Here is a 22982-nt window from a genome sequence, read left to right on the forward strand (position 1 = left end):
CGACATGTTGCCTGAAGTTACTCAGTTCCAAGACGTTGTCCCGTTGGTCAACGATACCGGCGTTCAGTTTCTAGATTTTGCCCTGACGCTTGAGCCTCGCAAGGAAACTGGCGGTGAGTTTGCCAAATTGGCGGATGACCTTTTGGTACGTCTGCTCACTAATGAGGAAGATGGCACCACGTTTTATGAGCCGGAACCTAACAAAGTTGAGCGGGTGAATAAGCCGTATCTCGATATGGATATGGAGTCGAGCTTGGCGCTATTGGATCGCCAATGGGTGCCGATACCGTTTTTTCGACATATGCCGCCGCACCGTTTTGATGAGGGCCCCAGCAACTGGGCGCGTCTGCGTTTGGTTGCGCTAGACACGCCCGATGTTGATGGCCATACCCACCGTCTGACGCTCGCGTTTGATACGCGGAGTATGCCCAAACGCGAGGGCACGGCGTACTTAGCGCCCAACGAAGAAGATGTGCGTTCGGGAGAGTTGTTCAAGCTTGCCTTGACCCCCCATGAAATGGGCTGGTTCATGGACTTGGCGTGGGTTAAAGAGTGGCTCAACGATCTATATCGGGAAGGCCATCCTGAAATGGATCTGAACGAGCTGGAGGATGACATTAAGGCGCTGCATCCTCAGGCGCACTATTTGAACCTACTGAGCCTGTTATGGAAACCGATTCCCGCTGAGCGTACGCAGCGAAAGCCCAAGGTACGTGTACCTGAAATTCGCTTGGTAGGAAAAGATGCGAGTCAGAAAACGCCTATCGATGTTGACCTCGTTTTGGATGTAGGGAACTCGCGGACGTGCGGTATTTTAATTGAACACCATGAGCAGTCGGGCTCTGGTTTAAAACAGAACTATGTGCTGGAACTACGTGATTTAGTCGATCCTGAGTATGTTTACAACGAACCTTTTGAAAGCCGTGTTGAGTTTTCCCAAACCTTCTTCGGTAAAGACCACCTGTCGGTTAAAAGCGGCCGCCATGATGCGTTTCGCTGGCCTACCATCGCTAGAGTAGGCGGGGAAGCAGGTCGCCTGGCTAGTCGCCGTCGCGGTACCGAAGGCTCCACTGGGCTTTCAAGCCCAAAGCGTTATTTATGGGACGGCAGCCGTTACACACATGGCTGGCGCTTTAATAGTGCTTATGTAAAAGCGGATAAAGAACCCTTCGCCACGGCTGCTCCTTTTTCTAACCTAATCAATGAGCGCGGCAAAGCGATCTATGCGGTCATGCGTGATGGTGAAGAGGATGATCTTCCGGTCTTCAAGCCGCATTATTCCCGCAGCTCCTTGATGACCTTCATGCTTTCGGAAGTGCTGGCGCAGGCACTGATGCAGATCAATAGTCCAGCCCAGCGCTCTCGTCAGGGCAATATTGATGTTCCCCGCCGTCTACGCTCCATTATTTTGACGGTGCCGCCCGCTATGCCGTTAGCAGAGCGCAGTATTCTGGATGAGCGTATGCGTGAAGCGGTGGGGCTAATTTGGCAAGGCATGGGATGGTATCCGGATGAAGATGACCCCTTCGATGACGATGCCCCCACACCAACTCCCCCTTTGCCACAGATTCGAGTGGAGTGGGACGAGGCCACCTGCGGTCAGCTGGTGTACCTGTATACCGAGATCAACGAGAATTTTGCAGGCCATCCTGAAGAGTTTTTCGACACATTATCACGCCCAGAAAAACAGCAGCGCGACCGTATAACCCTCGCCAGTATCGATATCGGTGGGGGCACCACTGATTTAGTGATCACCGATTATCGTATTGAGAGAGATCAAGGGGGGGGCAACAGCAGTAATGTTCATATCGTGCCCGAGCAACGCTTTCGAGACGGCTTTCGTATTGCCGGGGATGACATTCTGCTTGATGTCATCCAGACCTTCATACTGAAAAGCTTTGAGGAGGCGCTCCGGCGGGCAGGGGTATCTTCTCCAGATGCCATGATGTCGCAGCTGTTAGGTGGGGAAAGCCTGAGTGCTCAGAACCAAGTATTACGTCAGCAGCTCAATTTGCAGGTCTTCACACCACTGGGGTTGAAGTTACTGAGCTACTACGAAAAGTTTGATCCTCAAGAAAAAGAAAGCGAGGAGAATCCGCACCTTATCACCGCCACGTACCGAGAGCTCTTGGGTGATCACGCAGCAAGTGAGGCGGTTAGGGAGTATGTGCACGGGGCCGTACGACGTGACGTGAAAAACAGTAACACCTCATCGTTTGAGCTCATGGATACACCGATCACGTTTAACTTGCCTCTCGTTCACAAAGCCTTCTTGGGCGATGGTATTAACATCGGCAAGACTCTCGGCGCCCTGTGTGAGGTGATCCATCAATATAGCTGCGACATGTTGCTGCTAACGGGCCGTCCGTCACGGTTGCCAGGTGTCCAAGCGTTTTTACGCAAGATGTTGCCGCTGCCCCCAGGGCGTATTTTGCCTATGCAGAACTACCGCACCGGTAACTGGTATCCCTTCCATTGCAATGGCGAAATTGATGACCCCAAAAGTACCGCGGCGGTCGGTGCGATGCTGTGCCTGTTGTGTGATCAGTTAGATTTACCCAGCTTTTACTTCCGTACTCAGGAGCTAAAGCCGTATTCACTCATTCGCCACCTAGGGTCGATTGATAACAACAACGTTATGAAAAGCGATGACGTGGTGTATCGAGATATCAAAGCCAATGAAAACGGCACGGCGATCGAGTTGCCAGAGGACGACGAAACAAAAGTACAGGTGCGCGGGGGTATCGTGCGTCTTGGTTATCGTCAGCTGGATGCCGAGCGCTGGGTGGCGTCGCCGATCTATACCCTAGAGCTGACTGAGTCGGGTAAGGGGAAATACCGAGAAGCCGTAGTGAACGATGGAAGCGGCGGTCAGCCGGTAGTCGAGGTTGAACTTAAAGTTGTTGATAAAAAAGAAAAAATTGGCTTGGTAAGTGATGAATTGAAGGTTAATCGAGTCAGTTCCAATACCAATAAGTCATTTAGCAAAGCCGATATCAATCTTCAGCTCAATACCATGATTGATGCGGGTCTAGGGGATTCTAATTATTGGCTCGACAGCGGGAGTGTGAAGCGCAAATGAGCAATCTGACGGCTAAACAACACCAACTGGGCCAAGGCTGGGGATCTGTACATTCGGGTGCCGGTCAGGCCATCGAGTGGATCGAAAGCGTGCGTGGCAATGCCCCGCGCCTGGATAGTGAAGCTGATAACTTGATTCTGGAATTGCACAAAGCGCGCAACTTGGCATCGAGCCTGGGGCGTGCTGCAGGCACTCCCATGACCATCGGATTTTTCGGGCTTTCCCAGGCAGGGAAGTCCTACTTAATCTCGGCGCTGGCCGCAGGGCACAACGGCAAGCTGGAAACCGATTACGGTGGCAAGCGTCTTGATTTCATCGAGCACGTTAACCCTGTTGGTGGGGGGAAAGAAGCGACCGGGCTAGTGACCCGTTTCAGCCGTACGGCCACTAGCGGGCCAGCCGACACCCCTGTTGAGCTGCGGCTTTTCCGAGAAGTTGAAGTGGCAAAGATTTTGGCTAATGCATGGTTCAACGATTTTGACCATGAACAGCTGCATTACGAGCTGGATGAAACGCGTATCGAGCGTATTCTCAAACCATTCGAAGGCGTCGACGTTACAGGAAGCACACAGCCAGGGTTAAGCGGTGATGACGTGGTGTCTCTCTGGGACTACCTGACAGGCAGTTTTAAGAAGTCGATCAGTAAGCTGGAAGCGCGCTACTGGCCGCGGGTTCTTAAACTGGCACCGCGTCTATCTTGCGAACAACGCGCGGACCTGTTTTCCCTGCTGTGGGGTGAGCAAGAAGAGCTCACTCGCCTTTATATGCAGTTGGCGTCCACCCTGCGCCGCCTTGGCAATGCCCCCACCGTTTATGCGCCGCTGACGTGCCTCGTGACGCCCGAAGGCGACGGCTACAGCCAGCGCGACAGCATTATGAACGTGGATATTCTCGAACGCTTGGGGAGCGCCGATGACCACCGCCTGGAGGTGCGGCCGGTAGAGCAAGGAACGCCCGGTAATGCGGTCGCGGTATCGGTCGCTCAGTTAGCCGCACTGACCGCTGAGCTCACGTTTCCGCTCATTGAGCCCACCCAAGACCCCCACGTTGAAAAAGTTGATTTATTAGATTTTCCGGGTTATCGCGGTCGCCTTAGTTTAAAGAGTGTCACGGAAGCGGCCAGTCAAGCCAGTAGCGAAGGGGGCAATCCTGTTTCGCAGCTAGTACTGCGCGGCAAAGTAGCTTATCTATTCGAACGCTACACAGACAGCCAGGAAATGAACGCTCTGGTGGTGTGCACGAGCTCGGATAAACAAAGCGACGTGACCTCGGTTGGCCCGGTGCTAACGCGCTGGATTGAAAAGACCCAGGGCGTCACCAGCCAAGACCGTGCGGGAAAAGCGCCGGGGCTAATCTGGACGCTGACGATGTTTGATAAGCGTATCAGTGGCGCGTTGAACCTGACGGAAAGCCAGTTGCGTGAAGGGTGGGAAGGGTTGATTAAGATGACCCTGTTGGAGCGTTTTGGTCAGTACGACTGGATGAGCCAGTGGGCGCCGGGTGAACCTTTCAACAATACTTTTCTAGTGCGCAAGCCGCGGCTGCCTGTTCCTTTCCTTGATAGCCGTGATAACGAAGAGCTGGGTATTAACGATGACTGCACAACGCCTCTTGTGCGTATGGCGTCTACCTTTGCTGAGAATGCCAGCGTTCAAAAACATGTCCACGCCCCTGAAGAGGCTTGGGAGGCGATGCTGGCGCTGAACGATGGCGGCATCAAGCGTATCAGCCAGTACTTAGGCCGTATCGCCACCCTGGACTTTAAGCTGGCCAGTATCGAAAAGCAGCTGACCGACACCCTAACCTCTTTGGTTGAAAAACGTTTGGCTCCTCTTCATCACTCCGATGGCAGTGGCGAAGTGGCTAAAAAGCGCGAGGCCGCAAAGCTGTTGTGGCAAAGCCTGGGTCAACGGCTAGCCACGTTAGGTGAGCTTCAGCATCAACTGGAACTTCCCCAGCAAACAGTTCGCGATCTGTACCTGAGCGATAGCGAAGAAGACGGTATGCCAGCCTCAGAAGGCGATGCAGATAACGAAGAAGCCAAGCAGGCCGATAGCCTCTACTGCAATAGCGGTTTTAGCCTGAATGATGACCCCTTTTCCGCTGGCTCTCCGTTTGACGATACAGCTCCGGCTGCCTCTGCTACCCAGAACGCACCAGTGCTGCAAGGTGCAGATCATCGCTTTGCACGCAAGGTTTTCCAGGCGTGGGTAGCCCATCTTCGAGAAATCCCGGGGCGCCAGGCGTTACTGCAACTGTTGGGGTTGGAAAAAGCCGTGGTTGAGTCGCTGACCGACGAGCTGATCACAGCCGCTAATCGTATGGAGCTACAGCAGCATTTGGATCAAGCGCTTCTTAGACGTGCCCAAAGTAGTGCTAAACGTGATCAGTTGGTAGAGCGTCAAGTATTAGCCGCTCAGCTGGTGCTGCGCGACTTTATTGCTTGGCTGGGGTATCAGAATGTGCCGGTTGACCAGCGACCTAACAGCCTAGCGGGTAAAAAAGAAAAGCTGTTTTTGCCGAATCCTCCCATTTTGCCGGGGGAGCTACCGCACCTTGCGCCTCAGCCGGTGAATCAAGCCGTGCTTTATTTGGCCGATTGGCTTTCAGGACTTTGTATCGTGACGCAGGAAAATGCAGGCCATACCGCTGGAAGGGAAATTACCATGGAACAAAACGAGCGCCTGGGTGCTGTACTGACAACGTTTCACCAACCGGAGGTGACCCATGCGGGTTGAACTGCGTCCGCTGGAATCCGGTGCGCCGGGGCAAGGCCGTTTACTGCTTAAGGGATGGAAAGGGGCTACGACGGCACTGCAACTGACGATTCAGGAGAGTCAGGATCAACAGTTTTTGCACCCAGGCAAAACCTGGAGCACTAAAACGCACTCGTTTGAAGTAGCAAGCCTGGAAGAAGCCGATGCCGAGCGTCTTCAGGTAGTGCTCGACAGCACGATTATTGACCCGCTGTTGGAGCTTCCCGGCTCTACCCAATATCTGCTGACACTGCAGGACTCAGAAGGCACGAAAAGTGAAGGGGTGATACGGCTATCACGCGATTTAATGCCGTCTAGCGCCGCAGGCACTACACCTTCTACGGGTGCTAGTACAGCGCTGCATTCACCCCCTATTGTGGAAAAAACGCCTGATCCAGCACCAGAGCCTGAAATAAAAGCGCCTGCTGAGCCGGAACCCGAACCTGAGAAGCCGGTGGCGGAACCCCCGTCCGTGAGTAAGGCAAGCAAGCGTGGGCCGTTGCTGTTTTTATTGCTCGGGCTACTGCTTCTTGCCGCCGTAGCATTGGGAGCCTGGTACTGGTTCAGCAATAACGCTTATAACGCAGGAACTGAGCCGGTTACCCAAGAGAACATCGAGGAAGAAGATAGTTTCGAAGAGGAAGAAGTCGTACAAGAAGATAACGACGTTAGCGAAGAAGAGGCTGACCTCTCTTCTGAAGAAAACCAGCAAGCAAGTATCGATGAGAACATCGATGAAAGCAGTGCTGAATCATCGGCTGGCCCGGCAACGGCATGCTCGATTGAAGCCCTTGATGAGCAGGATGAGCTGACGTTTGTGCAAGGCTGTTCCCAAGCGGATATGACCCCAGAAGCATTGCTGTCGGTGATTGAAGCCGCGCGTGATGCCGATCACTGCGGCATAGCGCGGCGGCTATACGCCAACCGCGCTCTTGCAGGGGATGCCAGCATCGCGCTGGCCTATGCGCGTGAATACGACCCCGCCTATCACCAGGCCAACACCTGCTTTAGCGCCGCTGATGCGGAAACCGCGGGCTATTGGTACCAGATCGTTCTCGATATTGAACCTGACAATAGTGAAGCACAAGCACGTTTTGAGGAGCTGGGCGGATGATACGTAAAACGCTCGCGATCTTAGCGTGTTCGACAGTTACTTTATCAGGCATGGGGCTGGGTGCCACTGCAGCGCTGGCCGACCCACGCCCGCTACTGCAGGAAGGCAAACAAACCCTGTATCAGCGTGTCTTGACGACACCCGGGTGTGAATTAGCGCCAACAGCGGGAAACAGTGGCGAACTGCAGCCAGCGTTTACCCGTTTCTATGTCTATGAGCGTAGCGATATCGATGGGCGCGAATGGTTGAACGTTGGGCCGGATAGCTATGGTGATACGAGCGGCTGGCTACCGGCGGATTGTAGCGTCGCGTGGAAAATGCAGCTTACGCTGGCGTTTACCAATCCGGCAAACCGCCAACGCCTGCTGTTCTTCCGTGAGCGAAATGACCTTCAAGACATTCTCGATGAATTCGAGCCTTCCAGTCAGGTCGTTCCTTTGCATGCTGCTCTGGATCGTGAGGAGGAGGTGCCTGCCGTTTTGGCACGGGAGCCAGAGTACTTTGTTGATCTTCAGGAACAGTTTTACTTGTTGCCGATACTCGAAGGCGAAGAAGTTTTCACCGAAGCAGGCTTTCGCACACGCTTATTGAACGTGGCGTCGGTGAGTAAAGCAGGAGAGCCGGACCCTGCTGGAACTGAAGTGGATCCAGCAGGCGACACGCCGGCTAGCCAGCTGCGTGAGTTCAATGCAGGCGTTGTGTTCGTTATCGACTCGACGATTTCCATGGGGCCGTATATCGAGCGTACGCGCGAGGCGGTGAGCAAGATACTTGATCGAATCGAAGCGGAAAATCTCGATCAGCAGGTTAAGTTTGGCTTGGTGTCTTATCGTGACAGCGTGGAAAGCGTGCCTGAACTCGAGTACATCAGCCGTATGTATGCCAACCCGATGGATGTTCAAGGCAGGCAAGATTTGATGGCACGCATGGATAAACTCCATGAAGCTACGGTCTCCACGCCGGGGTTCGAAGAAGATGCCTACGCCGGAGTGATGCAGGCCATCGATGACGTGGATTGGAGTCAGTATGGCGCCCGCTATATCGTGTTGATTACCGATGCCAGCGCCATTGAAGGTGATAACGAACGCTCGTCTACCGGGTTAAGCGCCGATCAAGTGCGCCTTGAAGCTGCCAATCCGGGGGTGGCGATTTACACGCTTCATTTGAAAACCGCGAGTGGCGAGCGCTTTAACGACCATGCAAGGGCCGAGGCGCAATACGCTAATCTCTCGACCTATGCAGGAACCAATACGTCGTTGTACTACCCGGTAGAAGCAGGGGATGTCGACGCGTTCGGCGCTAAGGTGGATGCTCTGGCCGAGGCCATCACGTCCCAAGTGCGAGCGGCTTACCTCGGTGATGGCGCTATCGGCAGTGCTTTGAACGCACAGCAGCCTGACCCTGATGAGACGGACCCCGACCAGCAGCGCCTGCTAGAAGATGCGAGCCTTATTGGCCACGCCATGCAACTTGCTTACCTGGGTCAGCAGGCGGGAAGCGTCGCCCCACCGGTGTTCCAGGCGTGGATTAGCGACCGTGATCTAGTACAGCAAAACCGGCCAAGTACGGACGTGCGAGTGCTGCTGACGAAATCTCAGTTGAGCGATCTTAGTGATGTCGTCGCGCAGATTTTGGATGCTGCCAACCAGGGGCTGATTTCACCCACCGACATGTTTGATCGGCTGCGCTCGGTGGCAGCGGCCATGGGCACTGACCCCAATCAGCTGCAACAAAACGAGGCCACACAATTGGCCGAGCTAGGTTTGATGGGAGAGTATCTGGAAGACCTGCCTTACCAGAGTGAAGTGCTCAACTTAGATGAAGCCACCTGGAAGAGCTGGGATGGCTTATCTCAGGAGCGCTTCATTCGTAATCTGAGCATTAAATTGCGCCACTATCAACGCTATAACGAAGATGTCGACCGATGGGTTTCGCTGGCCGAAGGCAGTGACCCAAGAGACGACGTCTATCCTGTTCCTCTTGAAATGATGCCCTGATGATCGGCGTATAAAACCATAGAGGTAGACAGGATGTTGGCGATACAGGGCATGGTGGTGCAGCGTGGTCAAGGCGCACAAGTACATAAAATACGCTTGCCAGAATTATGCCTGTCGCCAGGTGAATGCGTGGCGATTACCGGCCCTAGTGGATGTGGCAAAAGTACCTTGTTAGAAGCGGTGGGGCTGCTGCTGGCACCCAGCGAGCTTGAGCATTTTATGCTTGGAAAATCGCAGCACGACGTGGCAGCGCTTTGGCGGTCTGATGAACAAGGTGAACTGGCGAAGCTTCGTGCGCGTGACCTAGGGTTTGTGCTGCAAAGCGGGGGGTTACTGCCGTTCTTAAATGTGGCTGACAATATTGCCCTGCCACGCCGCTTGCAGGGGCTGCCTAGTGAAAGCAAGCGTATTGCGCAAGCGGTCAAACGCCTGGGTTTAACGCCGCTGATGGATAAACGTCCGGCCATGCTTTCCATTGGTGAGCGTCAGCGGGTCGCTTTTGTGCGTGCTTTGGCGCACGAGCCGCAGCTGTTGCTGGCGGATGAACCCACGGCTGCATTGGATCCTCACAGCGCGCATGGGCTCTTTGCGCTGTTTATGGACGTGGTGGAAGAGCTACAGCTTGCTGCTTTAGTCGTCTCCCACGATTGGGATCTCGTTCAGACATTCGGTTTGGCGCGCTTTGATGCCATCACGGTAAAAGGGGAGACCGTCTTTGAACCCCGCAACTGAGCGATTTCGACTGTTGGCATCGTTAGCACTAAAAGACCTTTGGTATGACCGCAAGGTGTCACTGTGTATTGCCGCGGCGCTAGTTGCTGTGATTGCGCCCTTGTTATTGCTGTTCGGGCTTAAGCATGGGGTCGTCAGCCAATTACAGGCGGAACTACTGAATGACCCGCGCAACTTGGAAATTCGTATGATTTCCAGCGGTCGTTATGATGCCGACTGGCTTGAACGGCTACGCAACCTGCCTGAGGTGGGTTTTGCGATTGGTATGACACGCTCACTCAATACCCAGGCCGATTTGGTGCGGGATCGCCGCCATTTCGTGGATAACGCTGAAATAATTCCCACAGCGGAAGGTGACCCGCTGCTGGCATCCCTTTCGCTATCCAAGCCCCTTCAGGGCCAGGCAGTCGTGCTGAGTGAGTCGGCAGCGCGTCGTTTAAATGTGGATGTCGGTGATCAATTGAGCCTGTTTGTCAGTCGCCGCCTGGATGGCTGGGCAGAGCGTGGACAGCAAGCTATCGTTGTGCAAGGTGTTTTACCTGCGGATGTGTTTCCTCGACCGGCGGCCTTTGTCGCGCTACCGCTGTTGATAGCGCTTGAGGATTTTCGTGATGGCTACCGTATTGATGGCCTTGGCGTGAACACGGGGGAGGAGCGAGGCGAGCGGGAAACGCATTTTGCCCGTGCTCGCCTTTACGCAGCCGACATAGATCAAGTAGCGGAACTGGAGCAGTGGCTCAATTCGCAGCATATCGATACGGCCAGCCGCCTGGCTGAGATCGAGAACGTTAAGGCTATCAATCATGTGCTGGGACTCGTGTTTGGGGTCATTGCGAGTACTGCGTTGGTGGGCTGTTTAGCGTCAATGCTAGGCGCTTTTTTGGCCAACATCGACCGTAAGCGCAAGGATTTAGCCGTGCTTCGTCTGCTCGGCTTTGATCGTCCGGCCATTGCCGTATATATCGTGTTGCAGGCCAGTACGCTAACACTAGCCGCCTATGGGGTTGGGCTTGCCCTTTATGGGCTGGGAAGCCAGGTATTTAACCAGGCGTTAGCGATGAGCTCGACAACCGGCAGCGTTGTTTGCCGGATCACCTTCATGCACGGCGTGATGGCACTTTTATTAGCGTTGTTAGTTGCCCTCGCGGTGGCGATGATCGGCATGCTGCGCGCTTTCAGTATTGAACCTGCGGAGAGTCTGCGTGAATTATAAATCTGTTAGAGGTCTTTCCCGATATTGGGGAAGCGCGGGGTGCGCTGCTGTTTTGCTTTTGCAGGTGAGCGCTGCCTCAGCCGAATGGGATGAGCGGTTGTATAACCCCAAACCTCAAGAGGACGATGTCATTTTGCCGATGCCTTGTGATGGCGCCATGGTGTTTCGCAAAGTGCATATTCCCGCTACTGGGCCGCTGGATGATTACCCGATTAATATTGGTCAGGACGGTACTGGCTGGGGGTATGTCGAGCAGCGCCGCCCCTCCTACGTTTCCGGTAACTTCAGTGAGGGCGAAGGCGTATCGCGTTACTACTTGTTGGCCAAGTATGAAACAACGCAATTGCAGTATGACGCTTTGATGGGGGACGAGTGCCCGTCACCGTCGACGCGCTTACGCTTGCCAATGGTATCCGTGAGTTGGTTCGATGCCACGGCGGCAGCGGACCGTTACAACCTGTGGCTGCGTGAGAACAGCGAAGATACCTTGCCTCAAGAAGATGGGGTGCTGGGGTTTGTACGCTTACCCACAGAAATTGAGTGGGAATATGCTGCGCGCGGTGGCTTGGAGGTTGGCGTTGCCGAGTTTCGCGATGGCCGATATCCCATGCCAGAGGGCTTAAATGGTCATGAGTGGTTTGCAGGCCCACAGTCCGCTAACGGCCAGCTGCAGCTAGCTGGTTTACTGCAGCCTAACCCACTGGGCTTGCATGATCTTTTGGGTAATGCGGCTGAAATGATGTTCGAGCCGTTTCGCCTCAATAAACTGGATCGTCAGCACGGGCAGGCGGGTGGGTTCGTGGTACGCGGGGGGAATTATTTAACGCCCCAGAGCGATATTCGTACAGCACTGCGCGGCGAAGAGCCGTATTACCGTGACAGCGGCCAAGCCCAAAGTGGACAAGTAGGTTTTCGCCTATCCCTGGTGGCGCCTGCATTAACCTCGCGGGATCGAATTGCTGCGATTGAAGCCAGTTGGCAAGAGCTGGGAACCGACCTAGAGGCGAGTAATGCATCTCAGGAGTCCCCGGGAACAGTGGAACAATTGAGTAGTTTGGCATCAGAGCTTGAAGACACCGCGTTACAAGAGCAGTTACGCGACTTAGAGAGCCAGCTAAGAGCCAGTAATCAGCGTCAGGAAGAAGCGCGTAACTTAGCCGTGCGCGCCAGTCTTAACCTGGGAAGTTTTCTCTGCACCAAGCTAGAGGATGACGGCGTTTTCCTCGATTTTCTCCACAACAATTACCAAATTAACTGTGAATCTGGCAATGCAGATTCAAGCTGCGGCATGCGCCAACAACGCCTGGAAGAGCAGGATGCAAGGCTGCAGGCATTAAGCCGTTATTACGCCAGCAGTTTAGTTGAATCAGCCACGCTTTACGGCGAAAGCTTGCTTGAAGAGCAAGTAGACGTATTTGAAGAAATCATCACCCGTAATCGTCAACTCACCCAGCTTAAACCTTATCTACACACGCACTGGGAAAACCAGCGCGATTACCTGCAGCAGCAACATATCTCCACCGATGCCTGGCTGGAAAACTGCAAAGCCATGGCTAACTAAAAAAACGCAAGGGAACGTACTATGCAAAGCAAACGCACATCATTTAAGACAAAGGCGTCAAGTTGGAAGAAAGCACTAATGATGTCGGCAGTGGCGGGCAGCATGTTAGTGCTCAGCGGCTGTGTCACGACGGGAAGCTCTATGCTATCCGGAAACGGTAATGGCGCTGCTGCTGACCCACGGCTAACCCAGGGCAATGACGCCAAGTTTTTTAGCCGCTCGGGCTATCAAGCCTGTGCTGCAGGTGCTGCAGCTGGCATGTTGGGGTGCGCGATTACCAATCCAGGCAACCGCACTCAGTGCATGATTATTGCAGGCTTAGGGGCATGTGGCGTTGCTATGGGGGCCAACTTTTATCTGGATCAACGCCGCAGTGAATACGCCAATACCAGCGAGCGCTTAGAGGCAATGAGTGCGGATATTCAAGCCGATACTCGTAATGTCATCGCACGTACTGAAACAGCGCGCGAGGTGATGGAGGAAGACAAAGCGCGTATTGAGCGCATTCAAACGGATATGGCAGCGCAGCAGTTAGATCAAGCGGCCGCAGAGCGCGAGTTAGCAGCGATTGATAGCAACATTGATATCTTGCGTCGTGAACTGGCCAATATGCGCAAGAAAGCAGACGGTTATCAAGAGGTTGCTGCTGCAGAAAGAGCGGAAGCTAGCCCTGCAGAAATGGCGAGTATCGAGCAGGATATCGATCTCATGAACCAGCAGGTATTGGCACTACAGCAAGAAGTAGATGAACTCTACAACATGCGCTCTGCGATCACGCTGGGCTAAGTGCTCGACCGAGACATTATGAAGAGGCCATGATGAAAAAAGCCATAATGATTGCCAGCAGCATGGTGCTGCTGGCCGGTTGTGCGACCACACCGGAACAGTGCGATCCCTATAATCGTGATGCGAGCTTAGTGGCAAAACTCTCTTGTGATACCTCCGGGGCTTATCGTGCTCAAGTTGAGCAGCGCGAGCAGCAGGTTCGTCTGGATCAAGAAGAAAATGCCCTGTTCCATCAAGTCTATAGCGATATTAGAGCCCAGCAGCAGGCGACCCGCGAAGAGCTGAGTGTTCAGCAGGAAAAGCAGCAAGCGCTTAATACCTCTCTGCAAACACTGCTAACGCGCTTGCAAGCGCGTACCGGTGAGGAACTCGGGCTTCAGCATCGTCTAAATGACATTGAGCAGCAGTTGCACGCGAATCAAGCGCCAGCCCGTGATGAAGCTGAGATGGAAGCCAAAAGGGCACGTTTGGCAGAGCTTGAGCAGCAGGTAAGCCGCCTTCAGCAAAGCCTAGGCTACGAATAAGGCGGATGCTTAACAATGCAACGGATTCTGCGTGATTCCCAAGTAATACTGGGCGGCACCTTTGAAAGCTATCAGGCTAAAGTGGCGCTTATTCATCGCCACTTTCCTCCTAGCATCGGCACTATGTTTGCTCTACCGCGTAACGGGCAGGGGGACACGCTGGAGTGGTGGACGGAACTGCCAGGACAGCCGCTGGCGTTTGATGCGTTAACAAAAGATGAGCAATCTCACTTGTTGGAGCGTTATGCGCAACGCCAGCAAAGCCTAGGACGACTAGCCGATGAATTGGTAAGGCGCGGTGATACAGGCGCTGGTGAAAGCTTGCGAACCTTGATTGGCCCCGCTGAACACCAGCACCTCTATAGCCTCAATGGCGAACCCGTGGTGATTCGCTGGGGAGCTGACATGGTGAAAGCGGCTGCGCCCAGCGTTACGCCTGCTCCAGCGCCTAGGCCCGCTGCCCCCATTACGCCACCTGTTGCCCGGGTGGCAGCGGCTTCACGTCGCAGATCCTTTAGGCCGCTGCTGTGGTTGTTGCCACTGCTTCTGCTTCTTGCGCTAGGGTGGCTTGTGTATCTACTTTGGCCTTTGGATCGCTACTGGCCCAGCTGGTTTGGAAACGGTTCAGGGACCGTGCCTTACGCCTGCCGTGAGGGTGAGCAGGGCTTACCGCCAGAGTTTGTATTGATTTTTGATACATCCGGTTCGATGAATCTCAATATTGCGGCAACACAAGAGGACGAAGAGTGGTATTTCGGTTTGTCTGAGTTTCGTCAGATGATGCTGCGTAATATGGGCAATGAGCGTCTCTTATCATTAGAGTCAGGAACCTCTCGATTAGAGGTCGCCAAGGATTCGGTCTCGCATATTATCAACCAGCTTCATCCTGACATTGATACTGGGCTCATTACCTATGCGGGCTGTGGGGTTCCGGTCAAACAAGGCATATTCAGCATGGATCAGCGGGAACAACTGGTTACCGGTATCCAGTCGTTACATGCTTACGATGGTACCCCGCTTGCTGAAAGCTTGGTGGCCGCAGCGGGTTTAGTGGATGGCCGTGAGCGAGATGCCACCATCATCGCGTTTGTTGATGGGGCCGACGGTTGCGAACAAGACCAGTGCCAAGTAGCCGCCGAGATTGCTCAAGATCAGCCACGACTCACCATTAACGTCGTTGATGTGACGAAAGGTGGTCTCTCAAATTGCTTGGCAGAACAGACCGGTGGTCAAGTGTTTAGCTCACAGGATGCCATTGAGATTAGCAGCATGCTACAGAAAGCTAGCGCTCAGCTACTGAATGCCAGTCATTGTGAATAAGCCAAAATTATCCGCCTGACGGGCGGTTCTCCTGCCTGTGATAAACAGGCAGTTTTACGACGAGGCAATGAAGCCTCTGCGCTAAAGGCGCACTAAAAATTTAAAAGGGAAAAACATGTCTCAGCTACAAAACCAAATTGGTACGGCTATTGTTCCAGCAATAATCCAGGCGCTGGTTGTATGTGTCGTACGCTTTTTTACTATTCCTTGGTCAATTTGGAAAGGCGCTGCGTTACGCCTGGCTGCCATGCGCCAAAGTAGCGATGAAGAAAAGATCGCTTCTAGCAAGTCTGAATTTCCTGTTTTTGATTGGTTTAGGGCCGCTTGGGATGGCGCCATCTTTTTATCGTGGTTTATTGGCGTACTGGTAAGTGTGATTGCGTTGATTGGCGGCAGTATGGGGTATGGCGGCCTTATGGCAGGTATCGCGGCGGGTATTACCGTATTAGTGTACTTTTACTTTGCAGTTATTGGCATGTCATTGCTAAAAGAAGGGTTAATCTTAATATTGTCCATCGCATTAAATATGGAGCGATTAGTCAATAAAGGCTGAGAAATTTACTTCATTGTTTTATGTTGGCGCCTATTAGCTAAGCAGTCTGGCTAGCACCTTCTCCCGTCAGGATGCAATGCTTTTTGATGCGTTGGAAGAGTGCCTGCCGCTTTTCTTACCTCCTCGACCACCCTATACGGGTGGTCGAGAAGTATACGTCTCAGCAAACCGTTAAACTGTCGATGTCGCGCTGTTCCTCTCCGCAAGGCCTGATAAGGAGTTAGCCACTTGCGTTTGCATTACCACGGTCTCATGCCTGAGCGTATTGGGTTTGTTTTATTGCCCCGTTTCTCAATGATGGCATTTTTTTCCGCCGTCGAACCCTTACGAATTGCGAACCGTATGAGCGGGCGCCCGCTGTTTGATTGGACGCTGTACAGCTTGGATGGGGAGCCGGTCAGTGCTAGTAACGGTATGACACTGATGGTGGATCAGCCGATCGGTGAATGTCTTGATTTGCCATCGCTGGCCGTCTGCAGTGGCTTTGAGCCAGAGACCCACCTAACGCGGCCGTTGGTCAGTTGGCTGCACCGTTTAGATCAGGCAGGCTGCGTGCTAGGCGGCATTGATACAGGATGCTTTCTGCTAGCTGCAGCAGGGCTGCTAAAAGGTGAGCGAGTAACGCTGCACTGGGAAAGCTTGCCTGCTTTTCGCGAGCGTTTTCCACGCGTCGACACATCGGATGAGCTGTTTGAGCTGGGGGAACGCCGTTTCTCCTGTGCCGGTGGTGCGGCGGCGATGGATATGGCGTTAGAGGTTATCAAGCAGCGCCATGGCGCCAAGCTTGCTGTTGATGTCTCTGAGCAGCTTATTCATGAACGTCTCAGGAATCGGCATGACCAACAGCGCATGTCGCTAGCGCGACGATTAGGCACGCATAATCGGCGCTTGATTGAAGCCGTTGCTTTAATGGAGCGCCATTTGGAAGAGCCTTTGTCCCTCAAGGAGATTGCGGAACGCATCGGCGTCTCTTCTCGTCACTTGCAGCGCTTATTTGAAGACCATCTGCATCACACGCCGCGCCAATGGTATTTATCACTTCGGTTAACGCGGGCAAAACGTCTGCTCACTGAAACCGATATGGATGTGTTGGAAGTGGGTGTCGCCTGCGGGTTTTCGTCGAGTTCAAGCTTTGCACGCGCATTTCGTGCGCAGTTTGGTGCTTCACCCATGGAGGCGCGCCGACAAACTGAAGACTGAGTAAATGTCTAACGCTTGTCGTTTTTTGAATATCTAATGTCGCCTGGTGTCGTTTCAAATGTTTTCTAGTCGTCAAACTTGTCGAACTATAACGTTAAAAGAGGAGACGACAATGAAGCATATAGCCGGTAGGTTAAAAGGTATTGGCGCCCTAAGCGTTGCAGGGTTGGCGACTTTATCAATGACGGGACCCGCTGCGGCAGACCTGGATGAGGTGCGTTTTGGTGTGCCGCCCTGGCCTGGAGTGACGGTAAAGTCGGAGGTTGCTGCGCAGCTAATGGAGGCCATGGGCTATCAAACCCGCCAGCGTGATTTGGCCGTCAGTGTGATTCTGGAAGGCTTAACCCGAAACGATCTCGATGTGTATCTAGGTGGCTGGTATCCGGTGCAAACCGATATGGTAGAGCCGCTGGTAGCCGACAATAAAGTCGAAAAGCTGGTGTCCAATATCCAGGGAGCAAATTCCGGTTTAGTGGTCCCGCAGTACGTGTACGACGCTGGCGTCACATCGGTGGCCGACCTGGACGCCCACCGTGACCGTTTCGACGGTGAGATTCAGGGCATCGAGGCGGGCACCGGGATTAATACGGCGATCCTTGCAGCGATTGATAACGATATCGTGGGGCTAGGCGATTGGTCGCTGAGGGAGAGTTCGACGGCCGCCATGCTGGCTCAGGCCGAACAGAAAATGGCAAACGGCGAATGGGTCACCTTTGTGGGTTGGGAACCCCACTGGATGAACGTCAGCTTCGATATGGCCTATTTGGACGATGCCGATGACGCGGGAATTGCCCAGATCGAGAGCACGGTATGGAGCATTGTGCCTGCTAATATGGCAACAGAAGATCCTCAGCTGCACCGTTTTCTGTCACAGTACGTAGTGGATATCGAGGATCAAAACGCCTGGGTGCATAGCTATAGCTACGAAGATCGTCCCGCCGATGAAGTAGCCTCTGAGTGGATCAGTGCCAACTTAGGTACTGTCGCGACATGGCTGGAGGGAGTAACGACAAGAGATGGCCAGCCAGCGATAGAGGCGGTGCGCGCTAGTTATCAGTAATCGAGCATCAATGATCTAGTCGTCGGTTGAGCGCCTGGCAAAAATCTTGCCAGGCGCTTTGCATTTCTGGCAACAGTGCATGGGCATGTAAGGCGGCGTGCACCATCGTGTTGGCGCGACGATACCCTACCTGCGCACCGTTACGGCGCCAGGCAGCAACGGCTTGTTCAAGAGGAGAGGTTAACGGGTCATGCTCAACGGAAAGCACTTCTAACTGCGCGGTGGGTGGGAGTGTATCAACGTGGGTGCTAAGCCCCGGGCAGAAGGGAGTCAGTGACAACACGTCGTTTCGGCTAAGCAATGGGGCATCAGGCCCCAGCGTTTGCGGGTTAAGTGGGCCGACCGGTGGATAAATGAGACCTAGCGGGACGCTATGCGGTAATCGCGGTAGTAAGTCGAGAGCCAAGCGACCGCCCGCGCTATCACCGACGATCGCGATAGGCGCCATATTATGTGCCGCGTTGATGCAATCCCCAAGCATGTCGCTGTAGTCCGCTTCAGGCGCTAGGCGGTAGTCGAGACTGACAACATGGCGCGTGAGTTGATTTGCCAAACTGGCTGCAATGCCATGGTGACTGTTGATAGACCCCAGCGTAAACCCACCGCCGTGAAGATACATAACGCGACCCGGCTTGGCAGGGGCGGGGATGAAGTGTCGGAGCGTCACACAACCCCGCGTCTCATCGGTAATGCGCATGCCGTGTGGGTCGGACGGGGCAAATGTTTCGCACAGCTGGTCGTAGCGCTGGCGCGACTCTGCGGGCGCGCTATGCGTGACGTTAGCTAAGCCTTGCTCAAAACGGGTGATAAAGGTTTCGATATTCATCAGATACTCGTTACTCACGGCGGCGGTCGTTAACGTCCAATGGCGTATTGAACACTAGGCGTCATCAGCAGACGCCTAGTGTTTTGCCGTTTGTTCGCTCAGCGTTGGCGATGCCGTGCGTCAAGCGACTCGCGGAATAGCGACACCATTACGCCGGCGGTCATTACCAGCACGACCACACTGAGTGGTAGGGCGGCTGCAATCAGTGCTGTTTGCAGCGCATTCAGACCTCCTGCCACCAGCAGCACCGCCGCTACTAAGCCAATCACCACGCCCCAGAAAACGCGAAAGCGTATGGGCGGCTCACTGTCGCCCAGAGACAAAATGGTGGTCAGCACCAACGTACCGGAATCAGATGAGGTGACGAACCAGCTCATTAGCAGAAAGACCATGAGGGCGGAGAGAACCCACCCAAAGGTGCCGCTACCCACAATGCCATCCGCCGTGGCAAACAGTGCAGCCGGTAGGTTCCAGGCGTTAACTAGCTCGATAATGCCAGCGCTGCCCGGGCCTCCTGTCGCATTTAGCTCCTGATGCATGGCGTTGCCACCAAAGATAATCAGCCATACAAAGATGATGAGGGTGGGCACGAATAGAACGCCTAACACAAACTCGCGCAGCGTGCGCCCTTTGGAAATGCGGGCAATAAAGAGTCCTACAAAGGGCGCCCAGGCGAGCCACCAGCCCCAATAGAAGATCGTCCAGCCCTGTTGCCAGGCGGCTGTCCCTTCTTCCTCTGCATACCAAAGCCCCATGGGGATAAAGTTAATCGCGTAGTCGAGAAGGGTTTCGCCAAAGACGCTGATTAGCCACAGCGTAGGGCCCGCTAGCAGAAAAATACCGATAACGACCAAGGATACCCAGATATTCATCTCGGAAATCAGCCGAATGCCGCCGCGTACGCCTGATACAGCCGAAAGTATTGAGATAACAGAAATGCCGGCAATCAGCATCAGCTGAGTATTAAGGCCAGGGTCTACGCCCGCCAGCCGCTCTAACCCAACGGCCATTTGGCTAACCCCTAGGCCTAGAGAGGTCGCCACCCCAAAGACGCAGCCCAATACGCCCAGGATATCGAACAGGTGGCCGGCAGGACCAAAAATGCGCTCACCGATAAACGGGTAAAGTGCAGAACGCAGCGCCAGGGGCAAGCCTTTGCGATAGGCAAAGTAGGCCAGTGACATACCCACAATCACATAAATCGCCCAGCCGTGCAGCCCCCAGTGAAATAGCGTGACGCGCAATGCATCAATAGCGCGCTCGTGGCCAATCGCCGTGGCGTCTGCCATATCGGCATGAGGGTTGTTGGGGTAGCCAAAGGCGCCGGTATTATCGAGGTAGAACACCGGCTCTGCGACGCCGAAAAACAGAATGCCAATGCCAATCCCGGCAGACAGCAACATCGCGAACCACGCAAAATTGCTGAACTCTGGGCGGCTATCGTCAGCGCCAAGCCTTACGCTGCCGAAGCGGCTGAAGATGATAAAGGCACAGACGGCGAGTAGCAGCATGACGGTAATGAGGTAGTAGCCGCTGAAGGTGCTCTCAATCCAGGCGCGTGTGGTACCAAAGACGCTGCTAGCAGTCTCTGAACCAAACCCAGTGAAAAGTACAAAGAGCAGCACAAGCGCGCTCGCGGTTAGCGTCATGCCTCTGTGCATACCTTGGAAGAAGCCGCCCTGGGCAAGCTCAGTCACCATGTAATCGGTGCTAAGTTCGGCCTTGGGTGAGTGATTGTGTGAGGGCGGCGTGGGGTGCTGGGGGGGAGTGGGCGTAGCGATATTCTTGTCCTCCTGGGCCGGGCGTCGGGCCGGCAGTCCCGGTAAATCGCCCGCCTAAGCGGGCGATTATGGCGGTTTTATAAGGCGCTGCGGGTGTGTTGTTATCGCCGTATGGCTATCGTGCGGCCGGCGAGTTCTGGCCAATCCGAGGGTGAGGCGAGGGGTAATGCAGCAACAGCGGCCTCAACGGGCGTGGGAAAGGGGGCAGGGCGCCCGCTATCGCTATCCATGCCCATCAGCATCTGCTCGCTGGTGGCGAGCAGGTTACCTTCCTCGTCATGCAGCTTGAAAAAAACGTGGAGGCGTTTCGTGTCGCGATCCAGTAGCGCAAGCTCTACGCTTAATGGCTGCCCCTCGTGGGCTTCACGGCGATAGCAGAGGTGCGTTTCAAGGGTATAGATAGTGTAGCAATGGCGTGTGCGGCCTGGTTCGTCTAGGCCGACGTGCTCCATTAACGCATCGACCGCCAACGAGAAGACCCGAGCGTATTCGGCATCGTTCATATGGCCGTTGTAGTCGACCCAGTTTGAAGCCACACGGCTCTCTAAAATGACCATTAGATACGCCCTTCCAAGCCCTCGGCTTCAGGCCAATACTTTTGTACCAAGCCCAGCAGTTCGACCAAAAAGTCATCGCGGCGGCGGTCAAGCTCAGCCACTGGTCGCCCCGCAGCTTGGTGCTCACAGCCCTCCACCACACGGTCGATCAGCTCATCGGTGAGCTCGGGGGCTTCCAGTTTTGTCCAAGGTAGTTTTAGCGCTGGGCCAAACTGCTCCAACATGTGGCGCATACCCTGTTCGCCGCCTGCCAAATGGAAGGTTAGGAAGGTGCCCATCAACGACCAGCGCAGGCCACAGCCGTAAACTACTGCGGCGTCGATCTCTTCGGTCGTTGCCACCCCATCATTCACTAAGTGCAGCGCCTCGCGCCACAAGGCTTCCATTAGGCGATCCGCAATATGCCCCTCAATCTCTCGGCGCACGACCAGAGGACGCATAGCAAGCGCCTGGTAAAGCGTGCGGGCGCGCTCTATCTCGTCAGGTGCGGTCGCTTCACCGCCCACGAGTTCCACAAGCGGCAATAGATAAACCGGATTAAACGGGTGCGCGACAATGACGCGGCCTGGTGCCCGCGTGCAGTCCTGTTGCAAGTCGCTGGGCTTGAAGCCGGATGTAGAAGAGCCGATCAGCACCTGTGGCGCGGCGGCGGCATCCAGCTCAGCAAGAATCTTACGCTTGAGATCTAAACGCTCTGGCACGTTTTCTTGGATCAGGTCAGCGCCTTCCACCGCCGCTTCTAAGCTTTCCACAAAGCGCAGCCGCGTTGGGTTGGCGCCCTGAGCGAGGCCATGCTTCTCCAACGATGCCCATGCATTGTCAACGAAAGCGCGGGTGCGCTGCGGCGCATCAGGGTCTGGGTCGAAGGCCACAACATCCCAGCCGTTTGCGAGCGCCCTTGCGATCCAGCCATTACCGATAACGCCCGTGCCGATAACCGTGAGCTGTTGGCTCATGATTGACCTCCATTAGCTTGACCTTCAATACCACCGGTATGCGGGTTACGTAGTTTGAGGTGTGCGCGCGTTTCAGCGGGTGTCATAACGCGGGCACCTAGGTTCTCAATAAGCGTCGAAGCATGCTCCACCAGCTGGACGTTCGTGGCGAGCGTGCCTTTTTTCAGGTAGAGATTGTCTTCTAAGCCGACCCGGGCATGGCCACCTAAAAGGATCGCCTGCGCTGCCATGGGCATTTGATGACGACCGATGCCGAAGGCTGCCCACTGGGCGTTTTCTGGCAGTTTATTGCGCATCGCCAACATGGTTTCAGGATCGGCCTCAGCGCCCCAGGGGATGCCTAAGCAAAGCTGGTAGAGTGGGTCGCCCTCAATCAATCCTTCCTGCTGCAGCTGACGGGCAAACCACACATGGCCCAGGTCAAAACACTCCAGCTCCGGTTTTACGCCAGCTGCCTGCACCAAACGTGCGTGCTCGCGTAGCCAGTCAGCGGGGTTGACGTAGACCATGTCGCCAAAGTTGAGGCTGCCGCAGTCTAGCGTGCAGAGTTCGGGCAGTAGCTCACCGACCGGTTCGTGGCGCTGGGCGGGTGTTTGAATATCTGTGCCGGGGCCGCCGCGGGTCGGGTCATTTACATCAGGAATCCAGTCGCCGCCACCGCCTGCGGTGATGTTCATGACGATATCCACGTCGGCTTCGCGCACACGCTCCATCACTTCGCGGAAGTGATCTAGGGAGTGGCTGATGCCACCCGTTTCGGGGTCGCGCACATGAATATGCGCTATGCTAGCCCCGGCTTTCGCGGCGGCAATGCAGTCATCGGCTATTTGCTTCGGCGTGATGGGCACGTGTTGGCTTTTTGCCGTCGTATCGCCAGCGCCAGTGACTGCACAGGTTAAAATCACGTTTCTATTCACTTGCTGCTCCTTTTGGGGGCTGAGAGGTTGGCCCTATTGTGGCAACA

18 protein-coding genes are annotated in these 22982 nt (G+C 54.6%); 13 read left to right on the forward strand and 5 right to left on the reverse strand.

Going from position 1 to position 22982, the window contains the following annotated elements:
- The first annotated feature begins 4 nt into the window (after positions 1–4).
- From LOS15_RS03525 to LOS15_RS03585, 13 genes are all read left to right on the forward strand, one after another.
- Positions 5–3082: a virulence factor SrfB gene (locus tag LOS15_RS03525; protein ID WP_263068149.1), complete on the forward strand. Its 3078-nt coding sequence runs from the start codon at positions 5–7 to the stop codon at positions 3080–3082.
- Positions 3079–5820, forward strand: coding sequence for a putative virulence factor (locus LOS15_RS03530; protein WP_263068150.1), 2742 nt, complete (start codon positions 3079–3081; stop codon positions 5818–5820). The genes LOS15_RS03525 and LOS15_RS03530 overlap by 4 nt, the downstream gene beginning before the upstream one ends.
- On the forward strand, positions 5810–6952 hold the full coding sequence (locus tag LOS15_RS03535) for a hypothetical protein (protein ID WP_263068152.1): 1143 nt from the start codon (positions 5810–5812) through the stop codon (positions 6950–6952). Before LOS15_RS03530 ends, LOS15_RS03535 begins: the two co-directional genes overlap by 11 nt.
- Complete coding sequence (locus tag LOS15_RS03540; RefSeq protein ID WP_263068153.1) at positions 6949–8949, forward strand: vWA domain-containing protein; 2001 nt, start codon at positions 6949–6951, stop codon at positions 8947–8949. Before LOS15_RS03535 ends, LOS15_RS03540 begins: the two co-directional genes overlap by 4 nt.
- Positions 8950–8982: 33 nt before the next feature.
- Entirely contained in the window at positions 8983–9681 is a 699-nt protein-coding gene (locus LOS15_RS03545) for an ABC transporter ATP-binding protein (protein ID WP_263068154.1), read from the forward strand.
- Positions 9665–10894, forward strand: a complete 1230-nt coding sequence (locus LOS15_RS03550) for an ABC transporter permease (protein ID WP_263068156.1) — start codon at positions 9665–9667, stop codon at positions 10892–10894. The genes LOS15_RS03545 and LOS15_RS03550 overlap by 17 nt, the downstream gene beginning before the upstream one ends.
- Positions 10884–12455 carry a formylglycine-generating enzyme family protein gene (locus LOS15_RS03555; RefSeq protein WP_263068158.1) on the forward strand — a complete coding sequence of 524 codons (1572 nt, stop codon included), beginning with the start codon at positions 10884–10886 and terminating at the stop codon, positions 12453–12455. The genes LOS15_RS03550 and LOS15_RS03555 overlap by 11 nt, the downstream gene beginning before the upstream one ends.
- A 21-nt stretch (positions 12456–12476) precedes the next feature.
- A complete protein-coding gene (locus tag LOS15_RS03560) occupies positions 12477–13241 on the forward strand; it encodes a hypothetical protein (RefSeq protein WP_263068160.1) in 765 nt (254 codons plus the stop codon).
- A 29-nt stretch (positions 13242–13270) separates the two neighbouring features.
- Positions 13271–13765, forward strand: coding sequence for a hypothetical protein (locus LOS15_RS03565; protein ID WP_263068161.1), 495 nt, complete (start codon positions 13271–13273; stop codon positions 13763–13765).
- A 15-nt stretch (positions 13766–13780) separates the two neighbouring features.
- The gene (locus LOS15_RS03570) at positions 13781–15085 is read left to right on the forward strand and encodes a vWA domain-containing protein (protein ID WP_263068162.1); all 1305 of its coding nucleotides are present in this window, start codon (positions 13781–13783) and stop codon (positions 15083–15085) included.
- A gap of 115 nt (positions 15086–15200) precedes the next feature.
- Positions 15201–15638 carry a hypothetical protein gene (locus LOS15_RS03575; protein WP_263068165.1) on the forward strand — a complete coding sequence of 146 codons (438 nt, stop codon included), beginning with the start codon at positions 15201–15203 and terminating at the stop codon, positions 15636–15638.
- A gap of 228 nt (positions 15639–15866) precedes the next feature.
- Complete coding sequence (locus tag LOS15_RS03580; RefSeq protein ID WP_263068167.1) at positions 15867–16838, forward strand: GlxA family transcriptional regulator; 972 nt, start codon at positions 15867–15869, stop codon at positions 16836–16838.
- A gap of 112 nt (positions 16839–16950) precedes the next feature.
- Positions 16951–17898, forward strand: coding sequence for an ABC transporter substrate-binding protein (locus tag LOS15_RS03585; protein WP_263068169.1), 948 nt, complete (start codon positions 16951–16953; stop codon positions 17896–17898).
- 7 nt (positions 17899–17905) lie between these two features.
- On the opposite strand, the gene LOS15_RS03590 is transcribed toward LOS15_RS03585, so the two are convergent.
- From LOS15_RS03590 to LOS15_RS03610, 5 genes are all read right to left on the reverse strand, one after another.
- On the reverse strand, positions 17906–18724 hold the full coding sequence (locus tag LOS15_RS03590; RefSeq protein ID WP_263068170.1) for an alpha/beta hydrolase: 819 nt from the start codon (positions 18722–18724) through the stop codon (positions 17906–17908).
- A 98-nt stretch (positions 18725–18822) separates the two neighbouring features.
- Positions 18823–20373 carry a BCCT family transporter gene (locus LOS15_RS03595; RefSeq protein ID WP_263068171.1) on the reverse strand — a complete coding sequence of 517 codons (1551 nt, stop codon included), beginning with the start codon at positions 20371–20373 and terminating at the stop codon, positions 18823–18825.
- A gap of 233 nt (positions 20374–20606) precedes the next feature.
- Positions 20607–21062 (reverse strand): thioesterase family protein, encoded by a 456-nt coding sequence (locus LOS15_RS03600; protein ID WP_263068173.1) that lies wholly within the window; start codon positions 21060–21062, stop codon positions 20607–20609.
- Complete coding sequence (locus tag LOS15_RS03605) at positions 21062–22018, reverse strand: L-carnitine dehydrogenase (RefSeq protein WP_263068175.1); 957 nt, start codon at positions 22016–22018, stop codon at positions 21062–21064. Before LOS15_RS03605 ends, LOS15_RS03600 begins: the two co-directional genes overlap by 1 nt.
- Positions 22015–22935, reverse strand: coding sequence for a 3-keto-5-aminohexanoate cleavage protein (locus tag LOS15_RS03610; protein WP_263068176.1), 921 nt, complete (start codon positions 22933–22935; stop codon positions 22015–22017). Before LOS15_RS03610 ends, LOS15_RS03605 begins: the two co-directional genes overlap by 4 nt.
- Between the last annotated feature and the right edge of the window lie 47 nt (positions 22936–22982).

This window comes from Halomonas sp. 7T (genome assembly GCF_025643255.1).
Classification (GTDB): Bacteria; Pseudomonadota; Gammaproteobacteria; order Pseudomonadales; family Halomonadaceae; genus Vreelandella.

Coding starts and splice junctions, on each gene's coding strand:
- LOS15_RS03565 (WP_263068161.1), top strand. CDS start 13,271: ATGATGAAAAAAGCCATAATGATTGCCAGCAGCATGGTGCTGCTGGCC.
- LOS15_RS03605 (WP_263068175.1), bottom strand. CDS start 22,018: ATGAGCCAACAGCTCACGGTTATCGGCACGGGCGTTATCGGTAATGGC.
- LOS15_RS03600 (WP_263068173.1), bottom strand. CDS start 21,062: ATGGTCATTTTAGAGAGCCGTGTGGCTTCAAACTGGGTCGACTACAAC.
- LOS15_RS03590 (WP_263068170.1), bottom strand. CDS start 18,724: ATGAATATCGAAACCTTTATCACCCGTTTTGAGCAAGGCTTAGCTAAC.
- LOS15_RS03545 (WP_263068154.1), top strand. CDS start 8,983: ATGTTGGCGATACAGGGCATGGTGGTGCAGCGTGGTCAAGGCGCACAA.
- LOS15_RS03560 (WP_263068160.1), top strand. CDS start 12,477: ATGCAAAGCAAACGCACATCATTTAAGACAAAGGCGTCAAGTTGGAAG.
- LOS15_RS03585 (WP_263068169.1), top strand. CDS start 16,951: ATGAAGCATATAGCCGGTAGGTTAAAAGGTATTGGCGCCCTAAGCGTT.
- LOS15_RS03535 (WP_263068152.1), top strand. CDS start 5,810: ATGCGGGTTGAACTGCGTCCGCTGGAATCCGGTGCGCCGGGGCAAGGC.
- LOS15_RS03530 (WP_263068150.1), top strand. CDS start 3,079: ATGAGCAATCTGACGGCTAAACAACACCAACTGGGCCAAGGCTGGGGA.
- LOS15_RS03525 (WP_263068149.1), top strand. CDS start 5: ATGTTGCCTGAAGTTACTCAGTTCCAAGACGTTGTCCCGTTGGTCAAC.
- LOS15_RS03540 (WP_263068153.1), top strand. CDS start 6,949: ATGATACGTAAAACGCTCGCGATCTTAGCGTGTTCGACAGTTACTTTA.
- LOS15_RS03575 (WP_263068165.1), top strand. CDS start 15,201: ATGTCTCAGCTACAAAACCAAATTGGTACGGCTATTGTTCCAGCAATA.
- LOS15_RS03595 (WP_263068171.1), bottom strand. CDS start 20,373: ATGACGCTAACCGCGAGCGCGCTTGTGCTGCTCTTTGTACTTTTCACT.
- LOS15_RS03570 (WP_263068162.1), top strand. CDS start 13,781: ATGCAACGGATTCTGCGTGATTCCCAAGTAATACTGGGCGGCACCTTT.